Consider the following 26,574-nt stretch of genomic DNA (forward strand, 5'->3'; position numbering starts at 1 on the left):
GGAGCGGGCTGCGGCGCCGGGGCCGCGTGCCGCGCCCGCGACGGCTGCTGCGGCTGCTGCGGCTGCTGTGACTGCTGCGGCGGCATCACCGGCTGCTGCTGCATCACCGGTTGCTGCGGCGGCCGGCCCGGGTACTGCGGCGGGGCGACCGGCATCGCACCGGAGACCCTCACCGGCGGCAGCAGGGTGGTGGCCGCCGCGTCGTCCAGCGGTGGGACGGGCGGCAGTAGCGCGGTCGCCGCGTCGTCCATCGGGGGCACCGGCGGCAGCAGGGTGGTCGCGGCCGCGTCGTCCAGCGGCGGGACGGGCGGCAACACGGTGGTCGCCGCCTCGTCATCCACCGGATAGCCGTACGGGTGCTGCGGCGGGTACGGCGCCTGCCGCTGGTGCTGCGGCGGGTACGGCGCCTGCTGCTGCGGATGCGGATAGGGCTGGCGGGGCTGCTGCGGCCAGTCGCCGTAGCCGCCGCCGTCGTTCGGGTTGTTCATGTCCGTCACGCCGCTCAGCCTCCCGCGAACGGCGGGAGGACCTCGACCGTCCCGCCCTCGGTCAGGGCCACGGTCGCGTGGTCCCGGCCGCCCACCTGCGCCCCGTCGACCAGGTACGAGCAGTGCCCGAGCAGCCGGACGAGCTTCGGCCGGTCGGCGTGCCGCTCCCTGGCCGCCGCCAGCGCCTCCGCCAGGGTCGCCGCCTCGTACGGCTCCTCGGCCAGCCCGGCCTCGGACTTCGCCGCCGCCCAGTAGCGGATCGTCCCGCGCACCCGGGCGCCGCTCGCGGGCTCGGTGGTCGCGCCCATCGGGCCACCCCTTCCGTTCGTCCTCGCCCGGCCCCGGTGACCCGGTCCGGCTCGCCACCGGAACGCCGCCCGACCACCCGAACGATGGACCCCGACAGCGCCGCCGATGTGGGTCCCATGATGGCGTGTCCGCCGGTCCGAGCGGCAATCGCCCTGGCCGGACGGGCCCGCGGCGGCGCTCGAAGCTGTGTCCAGGCTCACCCGGCGTGCGCCCGGATTGGGCGAACCGCCGGATTCGCGCACTCCCGGCGCGGAGGGCAGTCGGCTATCCTCGTGCTCCAAGAGGGATCCGGGCAGAGTCGCCCCCGGGTCCTTTTGTGCTTTCAGGACGCCAGTACGGACGTTCGTGCGATTCGCCGGCCCACCCCCGGCGCGCCGCAGGGACCGCCCCGCCTCTCGCGGCACAAGGACGTGCCGGGTCGACGGGGTGACGCCACCCGGCGCCGGGCCGCCACCCGGGACCGGACCAGACCGGAGGTTCGTGGGATGAGCAGGGCAGAAACGGTGCGCCGGGGGTTGCGGGACCCTCGGCCCGCCGAGCGCTCCCCCGGCACCGCCCAGGCGTCCTTCCCCCTCCCCTCAGCACTTGCGCCCTCCGGCTGCGGCGGCAACCGTGGCGCTACCGCGACGACCCGGAAAGGGGACCACCGGGTATGAGTTCACTCCTCCTCCTCACCAACGCACTGCAGCCGTCCGCCGAAGTGCTGCCGGCCCTCGGCCTGCTGCTGCACAACGTCCGGGTGGCCCCCGCCGAGGGGTCGGCCCTGGTGGACACCCCCAGCGCGGACGTCATCCTGGTCGACGGGCGGCGCGACCTGCCGCAGATCCGCAGCCTGTGCCAGCTGCTGCGCTCCACCGGCATCGGCTGCCCGCTGATCCTGGTGGTCACCGAGGGCGGCCTGGCCGCCGTGACCGCCGAGTGGGGCATCGACGACGTCCTGCTGGACACCGCCGGCCCGGCCGAGGTCGAGGCCCGGCTGCGGCTGGCCCTCGGCCGCCTCCAGGTCGCCACCGACGACAGCCCGATGGAGATCCGCAACGGCGACCTCTCGGTCGACGAGGCCACCTACTCCGCCAAGCTCAAGGGCCGGGCGCTCGACCTCACCTTCAAGGAGTTCGAGCTGCTCAAGTACCTCGCCCAGCACCCCGGCCGGGTCTTCACCCGGGCCCAGCTCCTGCAGGAGGTCTGGGGCTACGACTACTTCGGCGGCACCCGCACGGTGGACGTGCACGTCCGGCGGCTGCGCGCCAAGCTCGGCGTCGAGAACGAGCAGCTGATCGGCACCGTGCGCAACGTCGGCTACCGCTTCGTCGTCCCGGAGAAGCCCGAGAAGAGCGAGCGCCCGGAGCTCGCCCAGCGCCCCTCGGCCCCACTGGAGGCCTGACCTCCCCGCCGGACGAGCCGGGTGGGCCGTCCCCCGCCCGGCTCGTCCGGATTGCTCCCGGTGCACCCTCGGAGCGGCCCCAGGTCCCACTGCCGCCCCCGGGGCCACACGCGTAGACTCCCCCCGTGGCCAAGGTGACGCGCGACGATGTAGCCCGACTGGCTGGGACCTCGACCGCGGTCGTCAGCTACGTGATCAACAACGGTCCGCGCCCGGTCGCGCCCGCGACCCGGGAGAAGGTCCTCGCGGCGATCGAGCAGCTCGGCTACCGGCCGAACAGCGTCGCCCAGGCGATGGCCTCCCGGCGGACCAACCTGATCGGCATGGTCGTCCCCGACGCCCGCCAGCCCTTCTTCGCCGAGATGGCCCACGCCGTCGAACGGGCCGCCTCCGAGCGCGGCAAGCTCGTGCTGATCGGCAACTCCGACTACGTCGACGACCGCGAGGTCCACTACGTCCGCGCCTTCCTCGGCATGCGGGTCTCCGGCCTGATCCTGGTCAGCCAGGGCCCCTCGCAGCGCGCCGCGGAGGAGTTCGCCGCCATGGAGGGGGCGAAGGTCGTCCTGCTGCACCGCCGCCCCGAGGCGATCGACGACGTCGCGGTGGTCACCGACGACGTGGGCGGCGCCGAGGCCGTCGTCCGCCACCTGCTGGAGGAGCACGGGCACCCGTACGTGGCCTGCTTCGGCGGCCCGGTGGAGTCCCCCGCCCCCGGCGACCCGGTCATCGACCACGTCGAGGGCTGGCAGCGCGCCATGGACGCCCACGGCATCCCCACCGCGCCGCACCTGATCGACGCGCCCTTCCACCGCTACGGCGCCTTCGAGGTCGCGCTCGAACTGCTGCGCTCCCCGGACCGGCCGCGGGCGATCTTCTGCTCCACCGACGACCAGGCCATCGGCGTGCTGCGGGCCGCCCGCGAGGTCGGCCTGCGCGTCCCCGAGGACCTCGCGGTGGCCGGCTTCGACGACGTGCCCGAGGCCGCCCTCGCCGACCCGCCGCTCACCACCGTCGCCTCCGACCGCGACGCGATGGCCCGGGCCGCCGTGGACCTGGTGCTGGACGACTCCCTGATGGTGCCCGGATCGGACACCGAGCGGGTCCGCAAGTTCCCGTCCCGCCTGGTCATCCGCCGTTCCTGCGGCTGCGACGGCGCCGCCCCCGGCCGGGCCCCGCTGGAGTAGCCGGAGCGGAAGCCTCCTGACCAGGCTTTATGAGAACCCAACGGGCTTCTCGGCACGTTCTGAGCCGCTTCTCATGCCGTCCTCATCCACCAGGCGGAGCTTGGTCGGCATGAGCGAACAGCAGCACAACCCCAGCGAGCAGTACGGCCAGTACGAGCCCCGCGTCATCGAGGGCACCGTGCTGGGCTCCGGCACCGGCGGCACCGACCCGTCCGCCGGGTACGGCCACCACGAGGGCGGCACCGACCCGAACACCGGGTACGGCCACCACGAGGCCGGCACCGACCCGACCACCGGGTACGGCACCCGCGAGGACCACTCCGGCGGCGCCTTCGGCGCGACGCCGCCCCCGCCGCCGATGCCGCCCGAGCCGCCCACGCTGTTCGGGCACCCCTCGGGCCCCCAAGGCCCCGGCAACCACGGCGGCCGGGGCCGGCGCGGACTGCTGCGCGGTCGGCTCGCCCTGGTCACCGCCGTCGCCGCGATCGCCGCCGTCATCGGCGGGGTCACCGGCGGAGTCATCGCCGCGGACCGGCAGTCCGCCGACACCCGGGTCAGCACCGTCGCCAGCCCCGTCTCGGCCCGCACCGACGGCACGGCCGACGTGCCCGCCATCGCCTCCGCCGTCTCCCCCAGCGTCGTGCAGATCACCGTCAAGGACCGCAGCGGCACCGCGACCGGCACCGGTGTCGTCCTGAACACCGGTGGCCAGATCCTCACCAACTACCACGTGATCGAGACCGCCTCCGCCGACGGACAGATCACCGTCACCTTCAAGGACGGCTCCACCGCCGCCGCCACCGTCACCGGCACCGACAAGAACCTCGACGTCGCCGTGATCACCGCGAGTGGCGCCAAGAACCTCACCCCCGCCGTCCTCGGCGACTCCTCCGCCATGGCCATCGGCGACCCCGTCGTCGCCATCGGCAACCCCGACGGCCTCACCGGTACCGTCACCTCCGGCATCATCAGCGCCGAGAACCGCGACGTCACCGTCCAGCTCGACGAAGGCTCCACCAGTGGCAACGGCGGCTTCGGCCTCCCGTTCCTGCCCGGCCTGCGCGGCGGAGGCGCCCAGCAGCAGAGCAGCGGCAGCAGCACCACCTACAAGGCCTTCCAGACCGACGCGGCCCTCAACCCCGGCAACTCCGGCGGCCCGCTGATCAACGCCAACGGCCAGGTCATCGCCATCAACTCGGCGATGTACGCGCCCAGCGGCTCCAACTCCTCCGGCAGCAGCAGCGCCGGCAGCGTCGGCCTCGGCTTCGCCATCCCGATCAACGACATCAAGCAGGTCCTGCCGAAGCTCGAAGCCGGCCAGAGCCTGTGAGCCACAATCCGTAGGAACCGGTAAGCGTCCGCGAGGCGGACAATTGCTCCCAGCAGGCCCTCCACCCGACGAGAAAGGGCACCAGCCCATGACCCCGTCCGCCGACGACCGCACCCCCGCCGAGGCCGGCCACCCCTCCGCCCGGCTCCTCGTGGTCGACGACGAACCCGCCCTCCGGGACGCCCTGGAGAGCAGCCTCGCCTTCGAGGGCTACGAGGTCGCCACCGCCACCGACGGCTACGAGGCCCTGGAGTCCGTCGAACGCGACAAGCCCGACCTCGTCCTGCTGGACATCATGATGCCCCGGATGGACGGCCTCACCGCCGTCCGCCGGATGCGCTCCCGCGGCGACACCGTCCCCGTGCTGATGCTCACCGCCCGCGACGCCGTCGGCGACCGCGTCACCGGCCTCGACGTCGGCGCCGACGACTACCTCGCCAAGCCCTTCGAACTCGACGAGCTCCTCGCCCGCGTCCGCGCCCTGCTGCGCCGCAACGCCCTCGCCGCCGAGGCCGCCGCCCGCGCCGTCGTCGAGGACGCCAGCGAGGTGCTCGCCTTCGCCGACCTGCGGATGAACACCGCCACCCGGGAAGTCACCCGCGCCGGCAAGCCCGTCGAACTCACCCGCACCGAGTTCATGCTGCTGGAGATGTTCCTCTCCCACCCCCGGCAGGTCCTCACCCGCGAACAGATCCTCAAGGCGGTCTGGGGCTTCGACTTCGAGCCGTCCTCCAACTCCCTGGACGTGTACGTGATGTACCTGCGCCGCAAGACCGAGCAGGGCGGCATGCCGCGCCTCATCCAGACCGTACGCGGCGTCGGCTACGCCCTGCGCCCGGCCTCCGGCACCAGCGCGTGAGCACGGTTCCGCCTCCCCCTCTGGCGCCCCCGCGCGCCACCGGCCGCCGCGCACGCGTCGTCCACTGGTACCGCTCGCGCTCGCTCCGCGGCCGCCTCACCTTCCTGAGCGCGGCGGCGGTGGCGGTGGCCATCGCCCTGTCGGCGCTGGCCTGCTGGTTCATCGTCGACAAGCAGCTGTACGGCCAGGTCAGGACCGACCTGGTCAGCGCGCCCCCCGCCATGGCCGGGAAGAACCTCAACCTGTACGAGAGCCCGGAAGCCGCCCTGGCAGCCAACCAACCCCGTACCGGCACACCGGAGTTCAGTGGGGCGGCCACCCGGGACACGCAGTTCGTGACACCAGCCGGCGTGGGCCTGCCCCCCGGCTCGACCCGAGCGATCGTGATCCAGCCGGACGACGCCGCCGCGTTCCGGCTCAAGCCCGGTCAGTACATCATCCGTAACGGGCGCTACACGAACGGCGACCCGGCGCTCGTCCGGCTCACCTCCGTGTCGCACTACTCGCAGCCCACCGTCGCGATGGTCGCGACCGCCACCCAACCCATCGAGGAGTCCCTCCAGGGCCTCGCCATCCTCCTCGGCGCCGTCTCCCTCGGCGGCATCCTGCTCGCCGCCGCCGCCGGCCGCCTGGTGGCCCACTCCTCCCTCAAGCCCGTCGACCAACTCACCGACGCCGTCGAGCACATCGCCCGCACCGAGGAAGTCGGCACCACCATCCCGGTGAACGGCGACGACGAGATCGCCCGCTTGTCCACCTCGTTCAACTCGATGAGCACCGCCCTCGCCAACTCCCGCGAGCGCCAGACCCGGCTGATCGCCGACGCGGGCCACGAGCTGCGCACGCCCCTCACCTCGCTGCGGACCAACGTCGACCTGCTGATCCGCAGCAACGACACCGGCCGCCCGCTGCCTGCGGCGACCAAGACCAAGCTGCTGGGCAACATGAAGGCCCAGATGCAGGAACTCACCGTGCTGATCGGGGACCTGCTGCAGCTCTCCCGCCCCGACACCCCGAAGGCCGGGCCCAACCTCACCGTGGTCGCCCTGCACGAGATCGCCGGCCGGGCCGTCGAACGGGCGAAGCTCCGCGGTCCCGGGCTGGTCTTCGAGACGAGCACCGAGCCCTGGTACGCGCACGGCGACGCGGCCGGGCTGGAGCGGGCGGTGATCAACCTGCTGGACAACGCGGTGAAGTACAGCCCGCCCGGCGGCACCATCGACGTCCGGCTCCGGCACGGCGTACTGACCGTCCGCGACCACGGCCCGGGCATCCCGCCGGACGAGCTCCAGTACGTCTTCGACCGGTTCTGGCGCTCCCCCTCCTCGCGTCAACTCCCGGGCTCCGGCCTGGGGTTGTCGATCGTCGCGCAGAGCGTCCGGGAGGCGGGCGGCGAGGTCACGCTCGGCCCGGCCGCGGACGGCGGCCCGGGCGCGCTGGCGACCGTACGACTTCCCGGCGGCCCCGCCCCCGAGTAGCCGCCGGGAAAGCGGGACGGGCGGGGCGCCCCGACAGCGCCCCGCCCGTCCTCAGGTCCCGCCTCCGGCGGGACGTCGTGCCCGGCCCACGGTCAGTCGATGTCGCTGCCCGGGCCGAGGACCTTCACCCGGTCCTGCGCCGGCGGCTTCAGCGGCGTGCCCGCCGAACTGTGGGCCGCCAGGTAGGCCGTGAGGACGTCCAGGTCGGAGGCGCCGACCAGCTTGTCGGTGCCGGCCGCGAAGGCCGGGAAGCCGTCGCCGCCGCCGGCCAGGAACTCGTTGGCCGCGACCCGGTACGTGGCGGCCGGGTCGACCGGCGCGCCGTTCAGCCGGATCGAGTCCAGGACGACCCGGTCCGCGCCGGTCTTGCGCATGTCCAGGGTGTAGTGGAGGTTCGAGGACACCTGGAGGATCTTGGGCGCCGCGTCGTTGAGCCCGCTCACCTGCTGCTGGAGCAACTGGACCAGCTGGGCACCGGTCAGCGTCTTGACCTGCATCATGTTGGTGAACGGCTGGACGGTGAACGCCTCGCCGTAGGTCACCACACCGTCGCCCTCACCGCCCGAGGCCTTGTAGACCAGGTCGGAGCGCAGGCCCCCCGGGTTCATGAACGCGACCTGGGCCCCGCCCTTGGCGGCCGGGGCGAGCCCCTCCAGCTGCGCGTCGGCGATCACGTCGCCGAGCGGCTTCTCCAGGTCGGCGCTGCCGCGGCCGTTGATGTCCGCGGAGATGTAGCCGATCGGGCGGTTGGCCCTCGGCGCGGCCAGCTTGGAGTAGTGGTCGATCAGCGCCGTCATGTCCGGGGCCTTCTCGACCGTGCGGCGCACCACGTGGTTCTCGGCCTTGACCGACGGGCGGACGATCTCGCCGGTGGTCTTGTCCAGCTTCATGTCGATCTCGGTGAACAGCCGGCCGAAGGAGGCGGCACTGGTCACCGAGCGGGGCACGCCGTCGGGGTCGGGGATGCTGCAGGCGTACGCGTTGTGGGTGTGGCCGGTGACGATGGCGCCGACCGCCGGGTCGATCTTCTTTGCGATGTCGACGATCGGGCCGGAGATGCCCTGGCCGGCCGCGCCGCAGTCGTAGTTGTACACGCCGCTGGCCGGGTAGCCGCCCTCGTGGATCAGCGCGACGATCGAGTTGACGCCCTTGGCCTTCAGCTCCGCGGCGTACTTGTTGATCGTGGTGACCTCGTTGGCGAACTTCAGGCCCTTGACGCCCTCGGCGGTCACGATGTTCGGTGTGCCCTCCAGGGTGACGCCGATGAAGCCGATCTTCACGCCCTGCGACTTGGTCACCCAGTACGGCGGCAGCAGCGGCTTGCCGGACTGCTCGTCGGTGACGTTGGCCGACAGGTAGTTGAAGTTGGCGCCCTTGAAGGTGCGGCCGGGTTCGTAGCAGCCGTCGGTCGGGTGGCAGCCGCCCTCCTGCTTGCGCAGCAGCTCCGCCGCGCCCTGGTCGAACTCGTGGTTGCCGACCGAGGTGACGTCCAGGCCGAGCTTGTCCATCGCCTCGATGGTCGGCTCGTCGTGGAACAGCGCCGAGGTGAGGGGGCTGGCGCCGACGATGTCGCCGGCCGCGACGGTGATCGAGTCGTCGGCCGGGATCCGCGCCTTGCGCAGCTCGGTGGCCAGGTACTCGATGCCGCCGGCCGGGGTCGAGACGACCTGACCGGTGGCCGGGTCGACCTCCTTGACCGTGCCGGAGGAGCCGGCCGGCGGCTCCAGGTTGCCGTGGAAGTCGTTGATCGCCAACAGCTGGAGGTTGACGGTCTTGTGACGCTTGGCGTTGGCGTCGGCGGCCTGAGCGGCCGTCGGCACGACCACCGTGCCGAACAGACCTGCGGCGGCGACGACGGCGAACGCCGCCCGTCGGGATCTGACGGTGAGCATGAGGGGTCCCCTGCACCTTGGAAGAGCACGCGGCGGCGGAGCGCACCGGCGTGGGCAATGTGTTGCGCGAGTGCAGCCTAGGGTCAACGCGCGTAGCTGTCAGGACGTCGGACGTAACGAGAGGATTACCTGCTGACGAACCATCGCCGTCGGAGCCGGACGGGCAGCCTGCGCACCATTCCCCCGGGCCCCGCCTCAGACCCCCGGCTCGGCCGCCAACTGCCGCTCGGCCCGGTCCCGTTCGGCCACCGCGTCCTCGGTCATCGCACGGTCGGTGTACACCAGCGGCCGCTCGGTGTCGGTGATGATGTGCTTGACCACCTGCACGTTGCCGTTGACGTCCCACACCGCGATGCCCGGCGACAGGGTCGGGATGATCTCCACCGCCCAGCGCGGCAGGCCCAGCACCCGGCCGGTGGCCCGCGCCTCCTCGGCCTTCTGCATGTAGATCGTCCGGGTGGAGGCCATCTTCAGGATCGCCGACGCCTCCCTGGCCGCCGCGCCGTCCACCACGTCCGACAGGTGGTGCACCACCGCCACGAAGGAGAGCCCGAGCCTGCGGCCGAACTTCAGCAGCCGCTGGAACAGCTGGGCCACGAAGGGGCTGTTGATGATGTGCCAGGCCTCCTCGACCAGGAAGATGCGCTTCTTCCGGTCCGGCCGGATCCAGGTGTGCTCCAGCCACACCCCGACGATCGCCATCAGGATCGGCATCGCGATCGAGTTGCGGTCGATGTGCGAGAGGTCGAAGACGATCAGCGGCGCGTCCAGGTCGATGCCGTCGGAGGTCGGACCGTCGAACATGCCGCGCAGGTCACCGTCGACCAGCCGGTCCAGCACCAGCGCCACGTCCAGGCCCCAGGACTGCACCTGGTCCACCGCCACGCCCAGCGACTCCACCGAGGACAGGTCGGGGTTGCGCAGGGTGTCGATGATGTCGTCCAGCACCGGCTGACGATCCTGCACCGAGGCCACCACATGGGCGTGGGCGGCCTTCAGCGCGAAGCCGGCCCGCTCCTCCAGCCCGCGCCCCATCGCCACCTCGATGATGGTGCGCAGCAGCGACAGCTGGCCGGTCTGGGTGATCGCCGGGTCCAGCGGATTGAGCTTCACCCCGCCGTCCCGGGCCGCCATCGGATCCAGCCGGATCGACTTTATGCCCAGCGCGTTGGCGATCAGGTTCCACTCGCCGACGCCGTCCTCGCCCTGCGCGTCCAGCACCACCACCTGCCGGTCGCGGAACCTCAACTGCCGCAGCACGTACGTCTTCTCCAGCGCCGACTTGCCGTTGCCGGACTCGCCCAGCACCAGCCAGTGCGGGGCCGGCAGCTGCTGCCCGTACAGCTGGAAGGGGTCGTAGACGTAGCCCTTGCCGCTGTACACCTCGCGCCCGATGATCACCCCGGAGTCGCCCAACCCCGGTGCGGCGGTGGGCAGGTAGACCGCCTGCGCCTGGCCGGTGGAGGTGCGCACCGGCAGCCGGGTGGTCTCCACCTTGCCGAACATCAGGCTGGTGAACGCGTCGGTGAGGTTGCCGAGCGCCATGGGCGGCCTCCTGGTGCCAGCGGTAGGGGTGGGCGAACACGGTCCGGGTGGACCGGCGGGACGGTCAGCGGCGGATGCCGGTGGCGAACGGCAGGGTGTTGACGAACGCCCGGTGGTGCTCGCGGTCGCACCACTCCAGCTTGAGGTAGCTCTTGCCGGCCGAGGCCCGGATGGTCCGCTTGTCGCGGGCCAGGGCGTCGGGGTTGCGCGAGGAGACCGTGATGTAGCCGACCAGGTTCACCCCGGCCGCGCCGGAGGCCAGGTCGTCACCGCGCTGGTCCACCCGGCCGGTGTGGGCCAGGTCGCGCGGATCGACCGTCCGGTTCATCTTGGCCGCGCGGCTGGCCTCCGCCTCGTCGTTGGTCTTCTCGGTCAGCATCCGCTCGATCGCGACGTCGGTGGGCTCCAGGTCCATCGTCACCGCGACCGTCCGGATCACGTCCGGGGTGTGCACCAGCAGCGGCGCCAGGAAGTTGACGCCCACCGGGGTGAGCGGCCACTCCTTGATCCACGCGGTGGCGTGGCACCACGGCTCCCGGGTCGCCGACTCGCGGGTCTTCGCCGTCAGGTACTGCGGGTGGGTCGCGTCCAGCTCGGCCGGCCAGGCGTTGCGCCGGGACATCGCCTGGAGGTGGTCGATCGGGTGGTCCGGGTCGTACATCGAGTGCAGCAACGAGGACAGCCGGGCCTGGCCCAGCGGCTGGCGCACCCGGATGTCCGCCTCCGCCAGCCGGGCGCAGATGTCGGTCAGCTCGCGGGCCATCACGGCCGCCAGCCCGTCGTCGTCCCGGGCCCGCCCGCCGGTGGCCGTGCGGCCCATCGCGTGCGCCTCGGCGGCCAGGTCCCGGGTGTAGTGCATGCAGGCCACCAGGTACGCCCGGTGCTGCTCCGAGGAGGTCGACACCATCGACTGCAGCTGGTCGTACGACTCCTGCAGCCAGCGCGGCGCGTCGTGGTCCCCGCGCCGCTCGACGTCCTTGGCGTGGGCGTCCGGGTCGGCCGGCAGGGTGCGGGCCAGGATCTGCAGCCGGGTCACGAAGCCGTCCCCGTTGGCGACGTGCTTCAGCAGCGTGCCGAAGCGGTCGACCAGCGTCTCCTGGTCCTCCGAGTCCCGCAGCCCGACACCCGGGCCCTCGATCTCGATCGCGGCCGTCACCGTCCGCCGCTCCAGGTGCATCAGCACCCCGACCTCGTCCGGCCCGAACGGCGCGGTCAGCCAGCGCAGCCGCCCCACCCCCGGCGGCGGGCCGATCTCCACCTCACGGCCGTCCATCCGGGTGCCCGCGTCCATCGCCTCCGAGCGCCACAGCGCGCGCCCGCTGCGGACCGTCCGGCGGTAGGTGCGGTTGATCTCCACCCACTTGTAGAACGTCCGCTTGCGGTACGGCACGTAGACCGCCGCGATGGCCAGGATCGGCAGGCCGACCAGACCGGCGATCCGCAGCGGCAGGACGGGCATCAGCAGGCCCCAGAGCATCCCGAGGAACGCCCCGAAGATGATCAGCACGATCTCGCCGGACTCCCGGTTCCGGCCGATCGGCGCGTTCGGGCGGGCCTTGCCGATCAGGTAGGTGCGGCGCTGGTGCACGTACGACTGGGCGTACTGGGCGCCGTACTGGCCGAGCGGTTCGCTGCTCACTTACCCGTCACCCCCCCTTCGCTGGATTGCTGTCGCGGATCGAAACGGGGGCCTGCGGCGGCCCGGCCTGCGGCGGCGGGGCCGGCGTCCGGCCGGCGTGCGCGGCGATGCCGGGCGCGACCGAGCCGCCGCCCGCACCCCCGCCACCCCCGCCGGACGCCTGACCGCGGTCGCCGTGGGTGGTGATGCCCTGCTTCATCAGGTTCGCGGTGCCGTTGATCATCGCCGAGCCGGCCTGCACCGCGCTGGCCCGGGCCCGGCGCATGTTCAGCATCTCGTCACCGAAAGTCGGGACGAAGCGGTACACCGCGGCACTCGCGAAGATCGACAGGAACAGGATCGCCAGCCCGGACAGCACCCGGGAGAAGTCGTCATTGGCCCCGGCCCCGGTCGCCACCGCGCCCGCCAGCCCCAGGATGATCACGATGATCGGCTTCGCCAGGTCCACCGCCAGCATCATCCCGGCCCAGCGGCGCACGTGCTTCCACAACTGCCGGTCCACCAGCCCCGCGTACACCGCCGTCCCCAGCAGCGCCCCCACGTACAGCATCGCCGCCCGGATCACCAGCTCGATCCAGAGCACCGCCGCCGCCAGCACCGCGACCAGCGACACGATCACCAGGATCAGCGGCCCGCCGCCGACATCCCCCTTCTCCAGGGTGTCCGCGAACCCGCCCAGGTACGTCCCGGTGTCCGACTTGGTCCCGACCGAGATCGCCTTCGTCAGCCCGTCCGTCACGCTCACCACGGTGAACAGGATCAGGGGCGTGAACGCGGAGGCCACCACCGTCAGCCACAGGAACCCGACCGCCTCCGAGATCGCCGTCGTCAACGGCGCCCCCCGCACCGCCCGCTTGGTCACCGCCAGCAGCCACAGGACCAGCGTGATCACCGTCGACACCGCGAACACCACGGCGTACTGCTGCAGGAACGACTGGTTGGTGAAGTCCACCGCCGTCGTCCCGTCGATCGCCCCCGACAACTTCCGCACCACCCAAGCCGCCGCCTGGGCACACCCCTTGGCCAACGACCCGAGCGGATCGGTCACGGTCCCGACGGTGCTGCCACCGGGGAGCGAACCGCCACTGGGCGGGGCGCAGTAGACATCGTTGCCGGGGAGCGGAACTCCCGGGCACGCCGTATTGGTGACCCCGGAGCTGGGGGCGGGCGACGGATCCGCCATCGCGCGGCCGGTCGCCAGCACGACCGAGAGTGCGCCGAACAGCGCCGTCCCGGCCACACGACCGGCCATCCCCCGGATGGGACCCGAGTTGCCGTCAGCGGGCATAGCGGAAGCCTCCGAACTGCTCGACGGCACCAGTGATCTCCTCCGCGGTCGCGGCCTGCTGGTCCGGCGGGATCGGGGCCGGACCCGCCGCTCGGCTGTAGTCGGTGAGCTTCCAGTCCGTCCCGGTCCATCGCAGGCTGAGGTTGAGCGTGAACCACTCCTCGGACACGGGTTTGGTCGACCGCTCGCCAGCCAGCCCGAACAGGCCCGTGCACCAGACGTCGACCTTGACGCTCTCCGGGGTGTAACCGTTGGTCCTGGTCCCGACCGGAATCGTCCGGCTGACGAAGGTCAGGCCCTTGGGAGGGCGGCCCTGGGCGTCGACTCCGAACCGGGCCGCCGTCTCCGGCGAGAAGCCCTGGTCCAGCCGGCTCTGCAGGGCCCCCGCCGAGCCCGGGTCGGCGATGGTGGCGACGATGGTGTGGCGGCTGTCGGTGCGGAACATGTCCGCGGAGCCGATGGCCACCGCGTAGTTGGCGGCGGCGGACTGGGCACCCTGGTCGCTGTGCGGGAAGCCGGAGGCGATGCCGTTGGCGGTGGTGCCGACGGGCTGGTCGCCGCTGGGGGCCGGGCCGGCGCCGGTGCCCGCGGTGGGGGCGGCGCGGTCGGCGGAGCCGCCGTTGTTGCCGGGGCCGGGCTTGCCGCGGTTGGCGATGGAGATGGCGACGACGAGCAGGGTGACGACGACGAGGACGGTCAGCAGCGTTCTCAGTGGCCGGGACTGACGGGCGGTCGCCGGTGCGGAGGGCTGTTCGTCGACCGGCAGCCGCGTACGGGTGTGCGGCTGGTCGTCGGACAACGGCACGGCGGCCCTCCTGGTGCGGGGAGCCGGGGGGCTCCGGGGGCCTCCGTCCGGGGGCGGGCGCGGACGGAGGGTGGGAACGGGGGTGGACTCCTGGCGGTCGGCCCGCTGGGGAGGTCCGGGCGGGAACCTGCCCTCAGGGGGACCGGGTCACTGCTGTCCGATCGTCAGATAGCCATGCCGTAGACAATGGTGAACAGAGTGCCGAGTGATCCGATGATGAACACGCCGGTCAGGCCGGCGACGATCAGCCCCTTGCCCTGTTCGGCGCCGAAGCTGTCGCGCATCGCGGTCGCGCCGATCCGCTGTTTGGCCGCGCCCCAGACCGCGAGGCCGAGGCAGACGAGGATGGCGACGGCCATGATGACCTCGACCATCACCCGGGCCTCCGACCCGAGGCTCGCGAACGGGCCCCAGTCCGGGGCGATCCCGCCGATGATGGTGTCGATATTCGGCTTCTTGGGGGGGTCCTCGGCCAGGTGGCCGACCGCATAGGTGTGCACGCTGCTCAGGTTCATTTCCATCTCACCGCCCGATCAGGCAAATTCAAGGGCCCGGACCCCGCCCGCGCGAAGGGTCGGTGCCTATTCTTGGCCAGATCTGATGTCGACTTGGCTACTTCTCGCGGATTGGTCGTGAGGCATCGGACACGTACGCGAGGATGTCCACCGTACGAAGGATAGCGCTCACTCTTTGTATCTCTGATGATTGCGGTGAGCAACGCCTTCCGGGACACTTCGACTGACGATTCGTCGGGATGGTGCTGATGGTACTCCGGAAGGGCGGTACGGCCGCCGCTGCTGCGGGAGTTGTTGCGTTCGGGTTCCTCGGTCTGGTGACGATGGGGACGTATGCGGCGAGCGGGACGCCGCAGCAGTCGGCGAATCGTTCCGCCCTCTCTCCGGGAACGGTCCCAGCGGCCTACCAGGACTCGATCCAGAAGTGGGGCTCGCTCTGTCCGGAGATCTCCCCGCCGATGCTCGCGGCGCAGCTGTACCAGGAAAGCGGTTTCGATCCCAAGGCCCAATCCGGCGTCGGAGCCCAGGGAATGGCGCAGTTCATGCCGGACACCTGGCCGGTGTACGCCACGGACGGTGACGGGGACGGCAGGAAGGACGTCTGGAACCCGTACGACGCGATCGCCACGGCGGCGGTCTACGACTGCGCGCTCGCCAAGGACGTGGCCGGAGTGCCGGGGGACGCGCAGGCCAACATGCTGGCCGCCTACAACGCGGGCCCGTACGCGGTGACGAAGAACCGGGGCATCCCGCCGTACAAGGAGACCCAGGGGTACGTGCGGAACATCCAGGCGATGGCCCGCAGCTTCACCGCGCCGACCGCGCCGGTGGAGGTGTCCGCGCAGTCGGCCGCCGCGATCTACTTCGCGCAGACCAAGCTCGGCACGCCGTACCTGTGGGGCGGTGACGGGGCGGCCTGGCAGAACGGGCGGTTCGACTGTTCCGGGCTCACCGTGGCCGCGTTCAACACCGTGGGCATCACCCTGCCCCGGGTGGCCAACGACCAGTGGTACGCCGGACCGCACCCGTCGCGGGATCAGCTGCGGCCGGGCGACCTGGTGTTCTTCGCGACGGACCTGGGCGATCCGCGGAGCATCCACCACGTGGGGATCTACGTCGGCGGCGGCTACATGATCAACGCGCCGCACACCGGGGCGGTGATCCGCTACGACAAGATCGACACCCGGGAGTACATCGGGGCGACCCGGGTCACCACGGACGGCGCCCAGGCGCTGCCGACCCGGAACGACAACAGCGGCGCGGTCAACGCCCCGAGTCGTCCGGGCACGACGGCGCCGACCGGCCCGGCGGCCCCCGCCCAGCCCGCGGCCGCCGCCCCGCCCGCCCCGACGGCACCGGGGCGGCCCAGTGGAGGCGGCGGAACCGGTGGGGCGGGCTGAAACGTCCGTCCACCTGTGTGCGGCCTGTGGACGCTGAGTCAAGTTTCCATAACCGCGCGTTTCCGTGGAACGCTGTGTCCCGGCGATGACGTTGGGTCCGGTGGTCCCCCGTCAGCTTCGCGCGCCGGGCGGGCCCCGGTGGGAACGAACAGGTGCAGCGGACCAGAAGGAGGTGCGGCGTGTCGACGCCGCTTGCCGACACGACCAACCCCGACCTCGGCCTGCTCTACGCCGTCAACGGCCTGGCCAAGCGCTCCCCCCAGTGGCTGGACCACCTGGTCTCGTGGATCGGCGAGTACGGCATCCTGCTCGGCCTCGCGATGCTCGGGCTGGTGGGGTGGTTGCAGGCCAGACGCCGCCCGGACGCGCCGGTGGCGATCGCCGGGCTGCTCTGGGTGCCGCTGTCGGTGGCCATCGCCGAGCTGGCCAACCTGCCGATCGCCGCGATCGTGGACCGGCCGCGGCCCTTCGTCGACCACCCGGGACTGCTGGTCCTGGTGGACGGCAAGGCGGGCACCCACTCCTTCGTCAGCGACCACTCGACCATGACGATGGCCGTGGCGGTGTCGCTGTTCCTGGTGAACCGGAAGCTGGGCTGGATCGCCGGGGGGCTGGCCCTGCTGCAGGGCTTCTGCCGGATGTTCATGGGCGTCCACTACCCGACCGACGTGATCGGCGGCTTCGCGCTCGCCGTCGCCGTGGTGCTGCTGCTGGCGCCGATCGCGATGGCGGTGCTGGTCCCGTTCTGCCACGCGCTGAGCCGGACGGCGGTCGCCCCGCTGATCCGGGCGCCCGAGCGCGGCGGGGCCGGTGGGGCCGGTGGGACCGGCCGTGGCGGCGCCCCGCGCGGCCGCCGGCGCGGACGGGGGGCGGTGCGCTCCGAGGAGCAGCCGCCGGAGTCCGACCTCGCGGCCTGACCTCGCGGCCTCGACAACCGCCGGAGTCCGGCCTCGCGGCCTCAACGCCGCAGCGGTCTAGTCCGGCGCCTCGCCGCCGTACTCCGCGAGGTGGTCGGCCCCCTCGCGGCGGACCAGGTCGCGGGAGCGGCGGGCCGCGGAGTACCAGCCGCAGCTGCAGGTCGCGAAGGCGAAGGAGCCGCGTTCGCTGACCGCGACGCGGTGCTCGGGCATCGGGGTGGTGCCGGGGGCTACCGGCAGCTCACTGTGCACGGGATTCACCGTAACGCGCCGGGCGGGCCGGGCGCGACGCCCGTCGGATTCCGCCGGGCCGTAACCCTTGGCGGCCCAACTCGTTTGCCCGGAAAGAGCTCTGCCCACCCGGTGGTGTCCGGTGGGGCAGTCGGGCCCGAGGGGGTTGTCGCGAGGATGAAGATGACCGACCAGCAGCGAACCGGGCGGCCAGCGCGCCGCCCGGGGCCGTACCTGCGCTCGGCGGCCGGGGCCGCCCTGCTCGCCGCCGCCCTGGCCGCAGGGGCCGCCGGGTGCTCCGGCGGGTCCGGTGGCGGCTCCTCCGACCAGCAGTCGACCGCCCCGGACCAGCTGGCCGGCGACCCGGTGACGGCGGTGCGCAACGCCGCCGACATCACGGGTCGGACGGGTTCCGCGCACACCGCCACCGATCTGGTCACGGAGTCGGCCGACAAGAAGGCCTCCTTCTCCGGGACCGGCGGCTACGACTACGTGAAGCGGATCGGCCGGCTGGAGGTCCAGGTGCCGCCGGGGGCGGCGACCACCGGGAAGATCGTCGAGGTGGTCCTGCCGGGCACCGTCTACCTGCAGAACAGCGGTGCCAAGGTGCCCGAGGGCAAGTGGGTCAAGCTGGACGTGCGTCAGCTGCCGGACGGCAACCTGGTCAGCAGCGGCGCGACCGACCCGGCCACGGCGGCGGGGGCACTGCGCGGGGTGCAGAAGGCCGACCTGGTCGGCACCGAGACGGTGGACGGCACCCCGCTGCACCACTACCGGGGCACCCTGGACCTGGGCAAGGCCGCCGACGCCACCGGCGGCCGGGGCGGGGACGGCCTGCGGATGGGCGGGCAGACCTTCACCGTCAAGGAGGTCCCGTACGACGCCTGGCTGGACGACCAGGGCCGGCTGCACAAGGTGGTGGAGGTGTTCACCTTCGCCGGGGTCGCCGGGTCGAAGGAGGCCAAGGACCAGGTGAAGGTCACCTCGACGACCTCGCTGTCGGACTTCGGCAAGCCGGTCGAGGCGGCCGAGCCGGCGGCCTCGGACATCTACCAGATGAAGCCTTCGGAGAGCCCGAAGTAGGGCTGGTCGGCCCCGCCCTGGAGCCCGCCGGGGGCAGCGCTCCGGCGCCGGGGCGTAGCGGGGCGCCGCCGGAGCGGGTGGCCGTCCGGGGAGCGACGGCCACCCGTTTCGGCGGCGCCGAGATGGCCCGTCCGTGCCATGTGGACGGGCTCCGGAGTGCCTAGGCTGGACGCCGGGTGGCTGCCGCCCGGGCTGGCGAGGCACTGAAGGGGTGGTGCAGGTGGTGTCGTCCACGGGCGGCCGCAACGGCGGCCACGACGACGCGGCCCTCGACGAGATCGAGCTGGCCGGCGAGCTGATGATCGCCGCGACGGCCAGCGCCGGTGACCGGCTGCCGACCGAGCGGATCGACGAGGTGCTGCTGGACCGGGTGGACCCGGCCCGGGCCGAGCGGGAGGGCGACGGCTGACGGGCGCCCCGGGCCGTCCGGGGTCGGGTCAGCTGCGCAGCAGCCGGCCGATCGCGGCCGAGGCCTCCGCCACCTTGGCGTCCAGCTCGACTCCGCCCTGCTCGGCGGCTGCGGCGACGCAGTGCCGCAGGTGCTCCTCCAGCAGGGAGAGCGCGAAGGACTGGAGGGCCTTGGTGCTGGCCGAGACCTGGGTGAGCACGTCGATGCAGTAGACGTCCTCGTCGACCATCCGCTGGAGGCCGCGGATCTGGCCCTCGATCCGGCGCAGCCGCTTGAGGTGGGCGTCCTTCTGCGCGCTGTAGCCGTGCGGGCCGTGTCCGCCGCCGTGGCCCGCGGCGGCGGGGGTACCGGCCTGCGGCTCGGTCCCGGGCGCGTGGTCCGGCTCGGGCGCGTGGTCCGGCTCGGTGCGCGCTTGCGTCGTGGTCATCGGCCCGCCTTCGTCTGAGTGCCTGGTGGCTGCGTCGGCCACCAGTGTCCAACACCGGGGCCCCGTGTGGTGTTCCGACGGCTCACCCGGCATGTGCCGAAGGGCCTGGTGGGGGTCGTGGCGGGGTTCACCCGTCTGAGCGGCGCCCCGGACTGCCGCACGCGGGACGGGGCAATCGTGCCGAGGTTCCGTCAGACTGAGTCCTTGCGTCCGCACCTGGCGGCGCGGTCCGGGCAGCTGGCGTGACAGCCGAACGGAAGAGGAGGTTCCGCCTCCCCGGCCACCACCCCGTTTGCGCGATCGCGCTTGGTTGCACCTAGCATCGTTCAGTCCGTACCCCGCACATCGGAGATTTCCGTGCGTTTTAGCCTGACCCCGAAGGAGACGAGTTTCTACGACATGTTCGCCGCCGCCGCGGAGAACCTCGTCGTCGGATCGAAGCTCCTGCTCGAACTGCTGGGATCAGACGTGTCGGCCCGCGCGGAGATCGTCGAGCGCATGCGCGCCGCCGAGCACGCCGGGGACGACACCACCCACGCCGTCTTCCACCAGCTGAACTCCTCCTTCATCACGCCCTTCGACCGCGAGGACATCTACAGCCTCGCGTCGTCGCTGGACGACATCATGGACTTCATGGAGGAGGCCGTCGACCTGGTCGTCCTCTACGACATCCAGACCCTGCCGAAGGGCGTCGAGCAGCAGATCGAGGTGCTGGCGCGCGCCGCGGAACTCACCGCCGCGGCGATGCCGAACCTGCGCAGCATGTCGAACCTGACCGAGTACTGGATCGAGATCAACCGGCTGGAGAACCAGGCCGACCAGATCCACCGCAAGCTGCTCGCCCACCTGTTCTCCGGTCAGTACGACGCCATCGAGGTCCTCAAGCTCAAGCAGGTCGTGGACGTCCTTGAGGAGGCGGCGGACGCGTTCGAGCACGTCGCCAACACGGTGGAGACCATCGCCGTCAAGGAGTCCTGACCCTCGTGGACATGGCTGCACTCATCGCCGTCATCGGCGTTGCGTTCTTCTTCACGTACACCAACGGCTTCCACGACTCGGCGAACGCGATCGCCACGTCGGTCTCCACCCGGGCGCTGACCCCGAGGGCCGCGCTCGCGATGGCCGCCGTGATGAACCTGGCCGGCGCCTTCCTCGGCAGCGGCGTGGCGCACACCGTCTCCAAGGGGATCATCGAGACCCCCACCGGCAACCAGGGGATGGCGATCCTCTTCGCCGCCCTGGTCGGCGCGATCGCCTGGAACCTGATCACCTGGTACTTCGGCCTGCCGTCCTCCTCCTCGCACGCGCTGTTCGGCGGCATGGTGGGCGCGGCTCTGGCCGGCGGCATCGGCGTGATCTGGAGCGGGGTCCTCGACAAGATCGTCATCCCGATGATCGTCTCGCCGATCGTCGGTCTGATCGGCGGCTTCGCCGTGATGCTGGCGATCCTGTGGATCTTCCGCCGGGCCAACCCGCACCGCGCCAAGCGCAACTTCCGGGTCGCCCAGACCGCCTCGGCCGCCGCGATGGCGCTGGCGCACGGTCTGCAGGACGCCCAGAAGACGATGGGCATCGTGGTCATGGCGCTCACCATCTCCGGTCACCAGACCACGGGCGACATCCCGGTCTGGGTGAAGATCTCCTGCGCGACCATGCTCTCGCTGGGCACCTACGCGGGCGGCTGGCGGATCATGCGGACGCTCGGCCGGAAGATCATCGAGCTGGACCCGCCGCAGGGCTTCGCGGCCGAGGCCACCTCCGCCGCGATCATGTACATCACGTCGTTCGTCTTCAAGGCGCCGATCTCCACCACCCACGTGATCACCGCGGCGATCATGGGCGTGGGGGCCACCAAGCGGATCCGCGCGGTGCGCTGGGGCGTCGCGAAGAACATCGTGCTCGGCTGGTTCATCACGATGCCGGCGGCCGGCATCGTCGCAGCGCTGATGTACTGGTTCGTCCACCTGTTCTGGGGCTGATCCCCGGACGGCCGGCCACCAGGTCGGTACACCGCCCCGAGCCGCAGGCGAGCGGGCGCGGCGCAGAAGCAGAGCAGGGCCCGCCCCCACATCTCGGGGGCGGGCCCTGCTCGTGTCCCGCGGCGGCACCGCCATGCAGCACCGCGGGACGGCTGGGGTCCGGCTCAGCCGAAGCGGCCGGAGATGTAGTCCTCGGTCGCCTGCACCGACGGGTTGGAGAAGATCCGCTGGGTGTCGTCCAGCTCGATCAGCTTGCCCGGCTGACCGACGCCGGCCAGGTTGAAGAAGGCGGTGCGGTCGCTGACGCGGGCCGCCTGCTGCATGTTGTGGGTCACGATGACGATGGTGAACTGCGACTTCAGCTCGCCGATCAGGTCCTCGATGGCGAGGGTGGAGATCGGGTCGAGCGCGGAGCAGGGCTCGTCCATCAGCAGGACCTGTGGCTCGACCGCGATGGCGCGGGCGATGCACAGGCGCTGCTGCTGACCGCCGGAGAGGCCGGCCCCGGGCTTGTTCAGCCGGGTGTGGACCTCCTTCCAGAGGTTGGCGCCCTTCAGCGAGCGCTCCACCACCTCGTCCAGGACGGCCTTCTTCTTCACGCCGGCGAGCTTGAGCCCGGCGACCACGTTGTCGTAGATCGACATGGTCGGGAACGGGTTCGGGCGCTGGAAGACCATGCCGATGGAGCGGCGCACGGCGACCGGGTCGACGTTGGGGGCGTACAGGTTCTCGTCGTCGAGGAGGACCTTGCCCTCGACCCGGGCACCGGGGATCACCTCGTGCATCCGGTTGAGGGTGCGCAGGAAGGTGGACTTGCCGCAGCCGGAGGGGCCGATGAAGGCGGTCACCGAACGGGGCTCGATGCTCATCGAGATGTCCTCGATGGCCTTGGTGGTGCCGTAGTAGGCCGACAGTCCGCTGACGTCGATGCGCTTGGCCATGATCGTTGCTTCTCTCGTCTTCGTTCGTACGTCAGTCGGTCGCTCAGTGTCCGGCCTTGGGCGAGCGCCAGCGTGCGATGCCCCGGGCGATGAGGTTGAGCCCCATCACGAAGGCGATCAGCACCAGCGCGGCGCCCCAGGCGCGGGCGTAGCCGAAGTCGTTGTTGACCACCGAGTACTGCTGCCAGATGTACATCGGCAGGGACTGCTGCGGTCCGTCGAACGGGTTGCTGTTGATGTAGTCGGCGCCGAACACCAGCATCATCACCGGGGCGGTCTCGCCCGTGATGCGGGCGACCGCGAGCATCACGCCGGTGGTGATGCCGCCGATCGCGGTGGGGAGGACGATCTTCAGGATGGTCTTCCACTTCGGCACACCGAGGGCGTACGAGGCCTCGCGCAGCTCGTTCGGGACGAGCTTGAGCATCTCCTCGGTGGAGCGGACCACGACCGGGATCATCAGGATCGCCAGCGCGAGGCTGCCCGAGAAGCCGGAGTAGCCGAAGCCCAGGGCGAGGTTCCACAGCGAGAGGATGAACAGACCGGCGACGATCGACGGGACGCCCGTCATCACGTCGACGAAGAAGGTGACGGCCTTGGCGAGCCGGCCGCGGCCGTACTCCACCAGGTAGACGGCGGTCAGCAGACCGAGCGGGGCCGCCATCAGGGTGGCCAGGGCGACCTGCTGGAGGGTGCCGAGCAGCGCGTGGTAGATCCCGCCGCCGGGGCCGGACTGGATGACGCCCTTCATCGAGTGGCTCAGGAAGTTCCCGTCCACCACGCCGATGCCCTGCTGGATCGTGTAGACGGTCAGCGCGACCAGCGGGACGACGGCCAGGATGAAGGCGACCCAGACCACCGAGGTGGCGAAGCGGTCCTTGGCCTGGCGGCGGCCCTCGACCTGGGCCGAGATCAGGTAGCTGCCCAGCAGGAACAGCAGGGCCGAGATCAGGCCCCACTGCAGGTGGCTCTCCAGCCCGCTGGCGGCGCCGATCCCGCAGCCGACCGCGATCGAGCCGGCGGCGACGACGGGCGGGGTCCACCGGGGCAGCCGGTTGGCGGTGAGCTTCGGGCCGACCTGCGGCCGGGCGTCCTCGGGGACGGTGGTGACGGTGGTCATGCGTTGGCCCCCGAGTACTCCTTGCGGCGGGCGATGATCAGTCGCGCGGCACCGTTCACCAGCAGGGTGATGACGAACAGGACGAGGCCGGAGGCCATCAGCGCGTCGCGGCCGTTGTTGCCGGCCTCGGCGAACTTCAGCGCGATGTTCTGCGCGAAGGTGCCGCCGCCCGCGTCCAGGATGTGCAGCGACAGGACGCTGTTGGCGGAGAGCACCACCGCGACCGCGATGGTCTCGCCGAGCGCCCGGCCGAGGCCGAGCATGGAGGCCGAGATGATGCCGGGGCGGCCGAACGGCAGCACCGCGGTGCGGATCATCTCCCAGCGGGTCGCGCCGAGCGCGAGCGCCGCCTCCTCGTGCATCCGCGGCACCTGGCGGAACACCTCGCGGGAGACCGCGGTGATGATCGGCAGGATCATGATCGCCAGCAGGATGCCGACGGTGAACAGGTTGCGCGGGGTGCCGGTCTTGGTCTGGTCGAAGATGTACGTCCAGCCGAGGTACTGGTTGAGCCAGCTGGTCAGCCCGTCCATGTGCGGGACGAGGAACAGCGCGCCCCAGAGGCCGTAGACGATGCTGGGGACGGCGGCGAGCAGGTCGACCAGGTAGGCGAACGGCTGGGCGATCCGCCGCGGCGCGTAGTGCGAGATGAACAGCGCGATCCCGATGGCCACCGGGACGGCGATCGCCATCGCGATGAGGGCGCTGACGACGGTGCCGAAGGCTAGGACGGCGATGCCGAAGACCGGCTCCGGGGCGTCCGGCGTCCACTCGAAGGTGGTGAGGAAGTTGCCGTGGTTGTTGCTGAGGGCCTGGCCCGAGCGCCAGGCCAGGAAGCCGGCGATCGCGGCCATGATGACCAGCAGCAGGATGCCCGCGCCGCGGGCGAGGTTCATGAAGATCTTGTCGCCGACGCGGCTGTCGCGCGGTCGGCGTTCCCTGCCTCGCGGGGCGGCAGGGGAGGATGAAGTCATTGGTCTACTCCGGTCTGGTGGTACCGCCCCGGTAGGGGGACGGCACCATGGCGGCGGTGCCCCGGACGTTGGTGCTGGGTCGGTGCGTTCCGGTGGGACGGCCCCGGCCCCCCTCGCTCACGGGGCCGTCCCACCGGTGGTCCTGTTCGGTCAGGCGAGCGCGGAGACCGCGGTCTTGACCTTGTCGCCGATCGCGGCCGGCATCGGGACGTAGCCCTTGTCGCCGATCGACTTCTGGGCAGCGTCGCTGATGGTGTAGGTCAGGAAGGACTTCAGGGTGTCCAGGGTCTCGGCCTTGTTGCCCTTGTCGCAGGCGATCTCGTAGGTGACCAGGACGATCGGGTAGGCGTTGTCGGCCTTGGTCCCGTAGTCCAGCGCGAGCGCGAGGTCACCGTCGGTGCCCGAGACGGTGGAGGAGGAGAGCGTGAGGGCCGCGTTGGCGGCGGTCGCCTCGACCGGCTGAGCGGCACCGGTGGCGATCTTGGCGCTCTTCAGGTTGTTGGTCTGGGCGTAGGACAGCTCGGCGTAGCCGATCGAGTTCTTGACCTGCTTGATCTGGGCGGAGACGCCGGCGCTGCCGTTCGCGGACTGGCCGCCCTTGCCCTTCCACGCCTTGTTCGGCTCCGCGCTCCAGGCGCCGCCCGAGGTCTTGGCGAAGTACGAGGTCAGGTTGTAGGTGGTGCCGGAGTCGTCCGAGCGGTGGAAGCTCTGGATCTCGGCGTCCGGCAGCTTGGCGCCCGGGTTCAGCGCGGCGATGGCCGGGTCGTTCCACTTGGTGATCTGCGAGTCGAAGATCTTGGCGGCGGTCGGGCCGTCCAGGACCAGGTTGTCGACACCCTCGACGTTGTAGACCAGCGAGACCAGGCCGGCCACCATCGGCAGGTCGATCGCCTTGCCACCGGTGCAGACGGCCTTGGAGGCGTCGACGTCGGCCGGCTTCAGCGCGAAGTCGGAGCCCGCGAACGCGACCTTGCCCTGGGTGAACTGCTGGACACCGGCACCGGAGCCGCCGCCGCTGTAGTTGACCGTGGTACCGGAGCAGGACGAGCCGAAGTTGGTCTTCCACACGTCGATCGCCGGGGCCTGCGCGGTCGAACCGGCGCCGAGCAGCGTGCCGGGCTTGCCACAGGTGACCGCGGCACTGGCCGCGGCGGAGCTGCCAGAGCCACCGGACGCCTTGGTGGTGTTGTTGTCGTCCGAACCGCAGGCGGCGAGCGACAGCGAGCTGACGAGCGCCATGGCACCGATGGCGAGGGCCTTGGAGCGGCCGTTCCGCTGGAGCTTCACAGGGGTGTCCCTTTCTGTGGCATTGCCCGTCTCGCAGGCCGTGCGGACACGGCCGAGCGCGGGTTTTGCTGTGGTCCGGGGCCCGTTCGGCCCTCCGGTAGTCCCGAAGTTAGGCCGGGTAAGTGACGCGTCAGCCGGTCGCAAGTGAACGGGGAGTGAACCTCGAACGGATGGCAGGAAACTACGTCACGTAGTAACGGTTGCGTCACGCCCAGGGCGCGGGGAGATCACTTCCACCGGTCCTTCGCCGGCACCTGCTCGCCCGTGCGCACGGGCCTGGCACCCAGCATCACCAGCAACGCGTCGATCAGCAACCGGTCCCGGTCGTGGGTCAGCCGCGCCCGCGCCTTGCCCGCGGGCAGCCACTCCAGGCGGTCGACCTCCCGGTTCGGTCGGAAGGCGCCCCCGGTCGGCACCGCCGCCCAGTAGCGGACTTCCTTCGGACGGCCCTGCGCCAGGTAGTGCTGGGCGGGCAGCTCCGGGCCGAGCAGGCAGTGGAAGCCGGTCTCCTCCCGCACCTCGCGCAGCGCCGCCTCGACCACGCCCTCGCCCGGGTCGAGCTTGCCCTTCGGCAGGCTCCAGTCGTCGTACTTCGGGCGGTGGATCACCGCGATCCGCGGCCGACCCAGCCGGCCGCTGGGCTTCGGCCGCCCGGGCAGCCAGAGCACCCCGCCCGCCGCCAGGACCACCGGGGCCCGGCCCGCCCCGGTCGGGCGCGCGTCCACCGGCTGCCCGGTGCTCAGGCGATCACGCAATTCAGGCCGTCCGTGGTGCGGGGGAATGCCCCCAGCCCTCGGCAGGGGGGATCTCCAGCCAGCCGTCCAGACCCGGCGGGAGTTCGGGCCACCGGCGGCCGAAGGCGTACCGCGCCGCCTCCACCTCCAGTCGCTGATCAGCATGCACCACGCCCAGCACGTAGGCGGTCGCGGGGGTGATCCGCGGGGTGCGCGCCGCCGTCGCCGCGGTGACCGCGGCGTCCGCGGCCTCCTGGTGCCGGCGCAGCACCGCGTCCAGCTCGTCCAGCTCGGCGGACTGGCGGCCGCACACCTCCAGCGCGTACCGGGCCCGCTTCACCAGGATCCGCAGCCGG

General features: G+C 71.7%; 25 protein-coding genes and 2 pseudogenes. 11 read left to right on the plus strand and 16 right to left on the minus strand.

Annotation, left to right across the window (positions count from 1 at the left end; genetic code table 11):
- Window positions 1-497 (minus strand): annotated as a pseudogene (locus tag BG452_RS03840) (hypothetical protein); the annotation flags it as partial.
- Window positions 498-502: 5 nt separating this feature from the next.
- Window positions 503-796, minus strand: a complete 294-nt coding sequence (locus BG452_RS03845; RefSeq protein WP_188302706.1) for a MoaD/ThiS family protein — start codon at window positions 794-796, stop codon at window positions 503-505.
- Window positions 797-1,449: 653 nt separating this feature from the next.
- Between BG452_RS03845 and BG452_RS03850 the strand changes: the two genes are divergently transcribed.
- The 5 genes from BG452_RS03850 to BG452_RS03870 all read left to right on the plus strand — a co-directional run bounded on the left by BG452_RS03850 (window position 1,450) and on the right by BG452_RS03870 (window position 7,032).
- Complete coding sequence (locus BG452_RS03850; RefSeq protein WP_188302707.1) at window positions 1,450-2,181, plus strand: response regulator transcription factor; 732 nt, start codon at window positions 1,450-1,452, stop codon at window positions 2,179-2,181.
- A gap of 125 nt (window positions 2,182-2,306) precedes the next feature.
- The gene (locus BG452_RS03855) at window positions 2,307-3,365 is read left to right on the plus strand and encodes a LacI family DNA-binding transcriptional regulator (RefSeq protein ID WP_188302708.1); all 1,059 of its coding nucleotides are present in this window, start codon (window positions 2,307-2,309) and stop codon (window positions 3,363-3,365) included.
- 109 nt (window positions 3,366-3,474) lie between these two features.
- The gene (locus tag BG452_RS03860) at window positions 3,475-4,695 is read left to right on the plus strand and encodes a S1C family serine protease (RefSeq protein WP_223241717.1); all 1,221 of its coding nucleotides are present in this window, start codon (window positions 3,475-3,477) and stop codon (window positions 4,693-4,695) included.
- Between the two features lie 88 nt (window positions 4,696-4,783).
- Complete coding sequence (locus BG452_RS03865) at window positions 4,784-5,554, plus strand: response regulator transcription factor (RefSeq protein WP_188302709.1); 771 nt, start codon at window positions 4,784-4,786, stop codon at window positions 5,552-5,554.
- Window positions 5,551-7,032 (plus strand): HAMP domain-containing sensor histidine kinase, encoded by a 1,482-nt coding sequence (locus BG452_RS03870; protein ID WP_317620892.1) that lies wholly within the window; start codon window positions 5,551-5,553, stop codon window positions 7,030-7,032. Before BG452_RS03865 ends, BG452_RS03870 begins: the two co-directional genes overlap by 4 nt.
- Before the next feature lie 92 nt (window positions 7,033-7,124).
- Here BG452_RS03870 and BG452_RS03875 read toward each other — a convergent pair whose 3' ends face one another.
- From BG452_RS03875 to BG452_RS03900, 6 genes are all read right to left on the minus strand, one after another.
- The gene (locus BG452_RS03875; protein WP_188302710.1) at window positions 7,125-8,924 is read right to left on the minus strand and encodes a bifunctional metallophosphatase/5'-nucleotidase; all 1,800 of its coding nucleotides are present in this window, start codon (window positions 8,922-8,924) and stop codon (window positions 7,125-7,127) included.
- 195 nt (window positions 8,925-9,119) lie between these two features.
- Window positions 9,120-10,469: an ATP-binding protein gene (locus BG452_RS03880; RefSeq protein WP_188302711.1), complete on the minus strand. Its 1,350-nt coding sequence runs from the start codon at window positions 10,467-10,469 to the stop codon at window positions 9,120-9,122.
- A 64-nt stretch (window positions 10,470-10,533) separates the two neighbouring features.
- Window positions 10,534-12,108 carry an SCO6880 family protein gene (locus BG452_RS03885; RefSeq protein ID WP_188302712.1) on the minus strand — a complete coding sequence of 525 codons (1,575 nt, stop codon included), beginning with the start codon at window positions 12,106-12,108 and terminating at the stop codon, window positions 10,534-10,536.
- Between the two features lie 7 nt (window positions 12,109-12,115).
- Window positions 12,116-13,360: a hypothetical protein gene (locus BG452_RS03890; protein ID WP_411292876.1), complete on the minus strand. Its 1,245-nt coding sequence runs from the start codon at window positions 13,358-13,360 to the stop codon at window positions 12,116-12,118.
- A 25-nt stretch (window positions 13,361-13,385) separates the two neighbouring features.
- Window positions 13,386-14,201, minus strand: a complete 816-nt coding sequence (locus BG452_RS03895; RefSeq protein WP_188302714.1) for a hypothetical protein — start codon at window positions 14,199-14,201, stop codon at window positions 13,386-13,388.
- A 164-nt stretch (window positions 14,202-14,365) separates the two neighbouring features.
- The gene (locus BG452_RS03900) at window positions 14,366-14,716 is read right to left on the minus strand and encodes a hypothetical protein (RefSeq protein ID WP_223241718.1); all 351 of its coding nucleotides are present in this window, start codon (window positions 14,714-14,716) and stop codon (window positions 14,366-14,368) included.
- Window positions 14,717-14,964: 248 nt separating this feature from the next.
- On the opposite strand from BG452_RS03900, the gene BG452_RS03905 reads away from it, so the two are divergent.
- Both BG452_RS03905 and BG452_RS03910 read left to right on the plus strand, forming a co-directional pair.
- Window positions 14,965-16,116 carry a C40 family peptidase gene (locus tag BG452_RS03905; protein WP_188302715.1) on the plus strand — a complete coding sequence of 384 codons (1,152 nt, stop codon included), beginning with the start codon at window positions 14,965-14,967 and terminating at the stop codon, window positions 16,114-16,116.
- A 179-nt stretch (window positions 16,117-16,295) separates the two neighbouring features.
- Entirely contained in the window at window positions 16,296-17,033 is a 738-nt protein-coding gene (locus BG452_RS03910) for a phosphatase PAP2 family protein (RefSeq protein ID WP_188302716.1), read from the plus strand.
- 57 nt (window positions 17,034-17,090) lie between these two features.
- On the opposite strand, the gene BG452_RS03915 is transcribed toward BG452_RS03910, so the two are convergent.
- Complete coding sequence (locus BG452_RS03915; RefSeq protein WP_188302730.1) at window positions 17,091-17,285, minus strand: hypothetical protein; 195 nt, start codon at window positions 17,283-17,285, stop codon at window positions 17,091-17,093.
- Between the two features lie 162 nt (window positions 17,286-17,447).
- On the opposite strand from BG452_RS03915, the gene BG452_RS03920 reads away from it, so the two are divergent.
- Window positions 17,448-18,347, plus strand: a complete 900-nt coding sequence (locus BG452_RS03920) for a hypothetical protein (RefSeq protein WP_188302717.1) — start codon at window positions 17,448-17,450, stop codon at window positions 18,345-18,347.
- A gap of 220 nt (window positions 18,348-18,567) precedes the next feature.
- The gene (locus tag BG452_RS03925) at window positions 18,568-18,756 is read left to right on the plus strand and encodes a hypothetical protein (RefSeq protein ID WP_223241727.1); all 189 of its coding nucleotides are present in this window, start codon (window positions 18,568-18,570) and stop codon (window positions 18,754-18,756) included.
- 28 nt (window positions 18,757-18,784) lie between these two features.
- On the opposite strand, the gene BG452_RS03930 is transcribed toward BG452_RS03925, so the two are convergent.
- On the minus strand, window positions 18,785-19,183 hold the full coding sequence (locus BG452_RS03930) for a metal-sensitive transcriptional regulator (protein ID WP_188302718.1): 399 nt from the start codon (window positions 19,181-19,183) through the stop codon (window positions 18,785-18,787).
- Window positions 19,184-19,540: 357 nt separating this feature from the next.
- On the opposite strand from BG452_RS03930, the gene BG452_RS03935 reads away from it, so the two are divergent.
- Together BG452_RS03935 and BG452_RS03940 are read left to right on the plus strand one after the other, a co-directional pair.
- On the plus strand, window positions 19,541-20,161 hold the full coding sequence (locus BG452_RS03935) for a DUF47 domain-containing protein (RefSeq protein WP_188302719.1): 621 nt from the start codon (window positions 19,541-19,543) through the stop codon (window positions 20,159-20,161).
- Between the two features lie 5 nt (window positions 20,162-20,166).
- Complete coding sequence (locus BG452_RS03940) at window positions 20,167-21,162, plus strand: inorganic phosphate transporter (protein ID WP_188302720.1); 996 nt, start codon at window positions 20,167-20,169, stop codon at window positions 21,160-21,162.
- A gap of 164 nt (window positions 21,163-21,326) precedes the next feature.
- On the opposite strand, the gene pstB is transcribed toward BG452_RS03940, so the two are convergent.
- From pstB to BG452_RS45270, 6 genes and pseudogenes are all read right to left on the minus strand, one after another.
- The gene (pstB, locus tag BG452_RS03945) at window positions 21,327-22,103 is read right to left on the minus strand and encodes a phosphate ABC transporter ATP-binding protein PstB (protein ID WP_188302721.1); all 777 of its coding nucleotides are present in this window, start codon (window positions 22,101-22,103) and stop codon (window positions 21,327-21,329) included.
- A gap of 43 nt (window positions 22,104-22,146) precedes the next feature.
- Window positions 22,147-23,223 carry a phosphate ABC transporter permease PstA gene (pstA, locus tag BG452_RS03950; protein ID WP_188302722.1) on the minus strand — a complete coding sequence of 359 codons (1,077 nt, stop codon included), beginning with the start codon at window positions 23,221-23,223 and terminating at the stop codon, window positions 22,147-22,149.
- Window positions 23,220-24,197 (minus strand): phosphate ABC transporter permease subunit PstC, encoded by a 978-nt coding sequence (gene pstC, locus BG452_RS03955; protein ID WP_188302723.1) that lies wholly within the window; start codon window positions 24,195-24,197, stop codon window positions 23,220-23,222. Before pstC ends, pstA begins: the two co-directional genes overlap by 4 nt.
- 150 nt (window positions 24,198-24,347) lie before the next feature.
- Entirely contained in the window at window positions 24,348-25,484 is a 1,137-nt protein-coding gene (gene pstS / locus BG452_RS03960; protein ID WP_188302724.1) for a phosphate ABC transporter substrate-binding protein PstS, read from the minus strand.
- Window positions 25,485-25,711: 227 nt separating this feature from the next.
- Window positions 25,712-26,209 (minus strand): NUDIX hydrolase, encoded by a 498-nt coding sequence (locus BG452_RS45265; protein ID WP_411292877.1) that lies wholly within the window; start codon window positions 26,207-26,209, stop codon window positions 25,712-25,714.
- Between the two features lie 31 nt (window positions 26,210-26,240).
- Window positions 26,241-26,574, minus strand: a pseudogene (locus BG452_RS45270) (hypothetical protein); the annotation flags it as partial.

The sequence above is a fragment of the Streptomyces sp. CBMA123 genome (assembly GCF_014596465.1).
In the GTDB taxonomy this organism is placed as follows: domain Bacteria; phylum Actinomycetota; class Actinomycetes; order Streptomycetales; family Streptomycetaceae; genus Kitasatospora.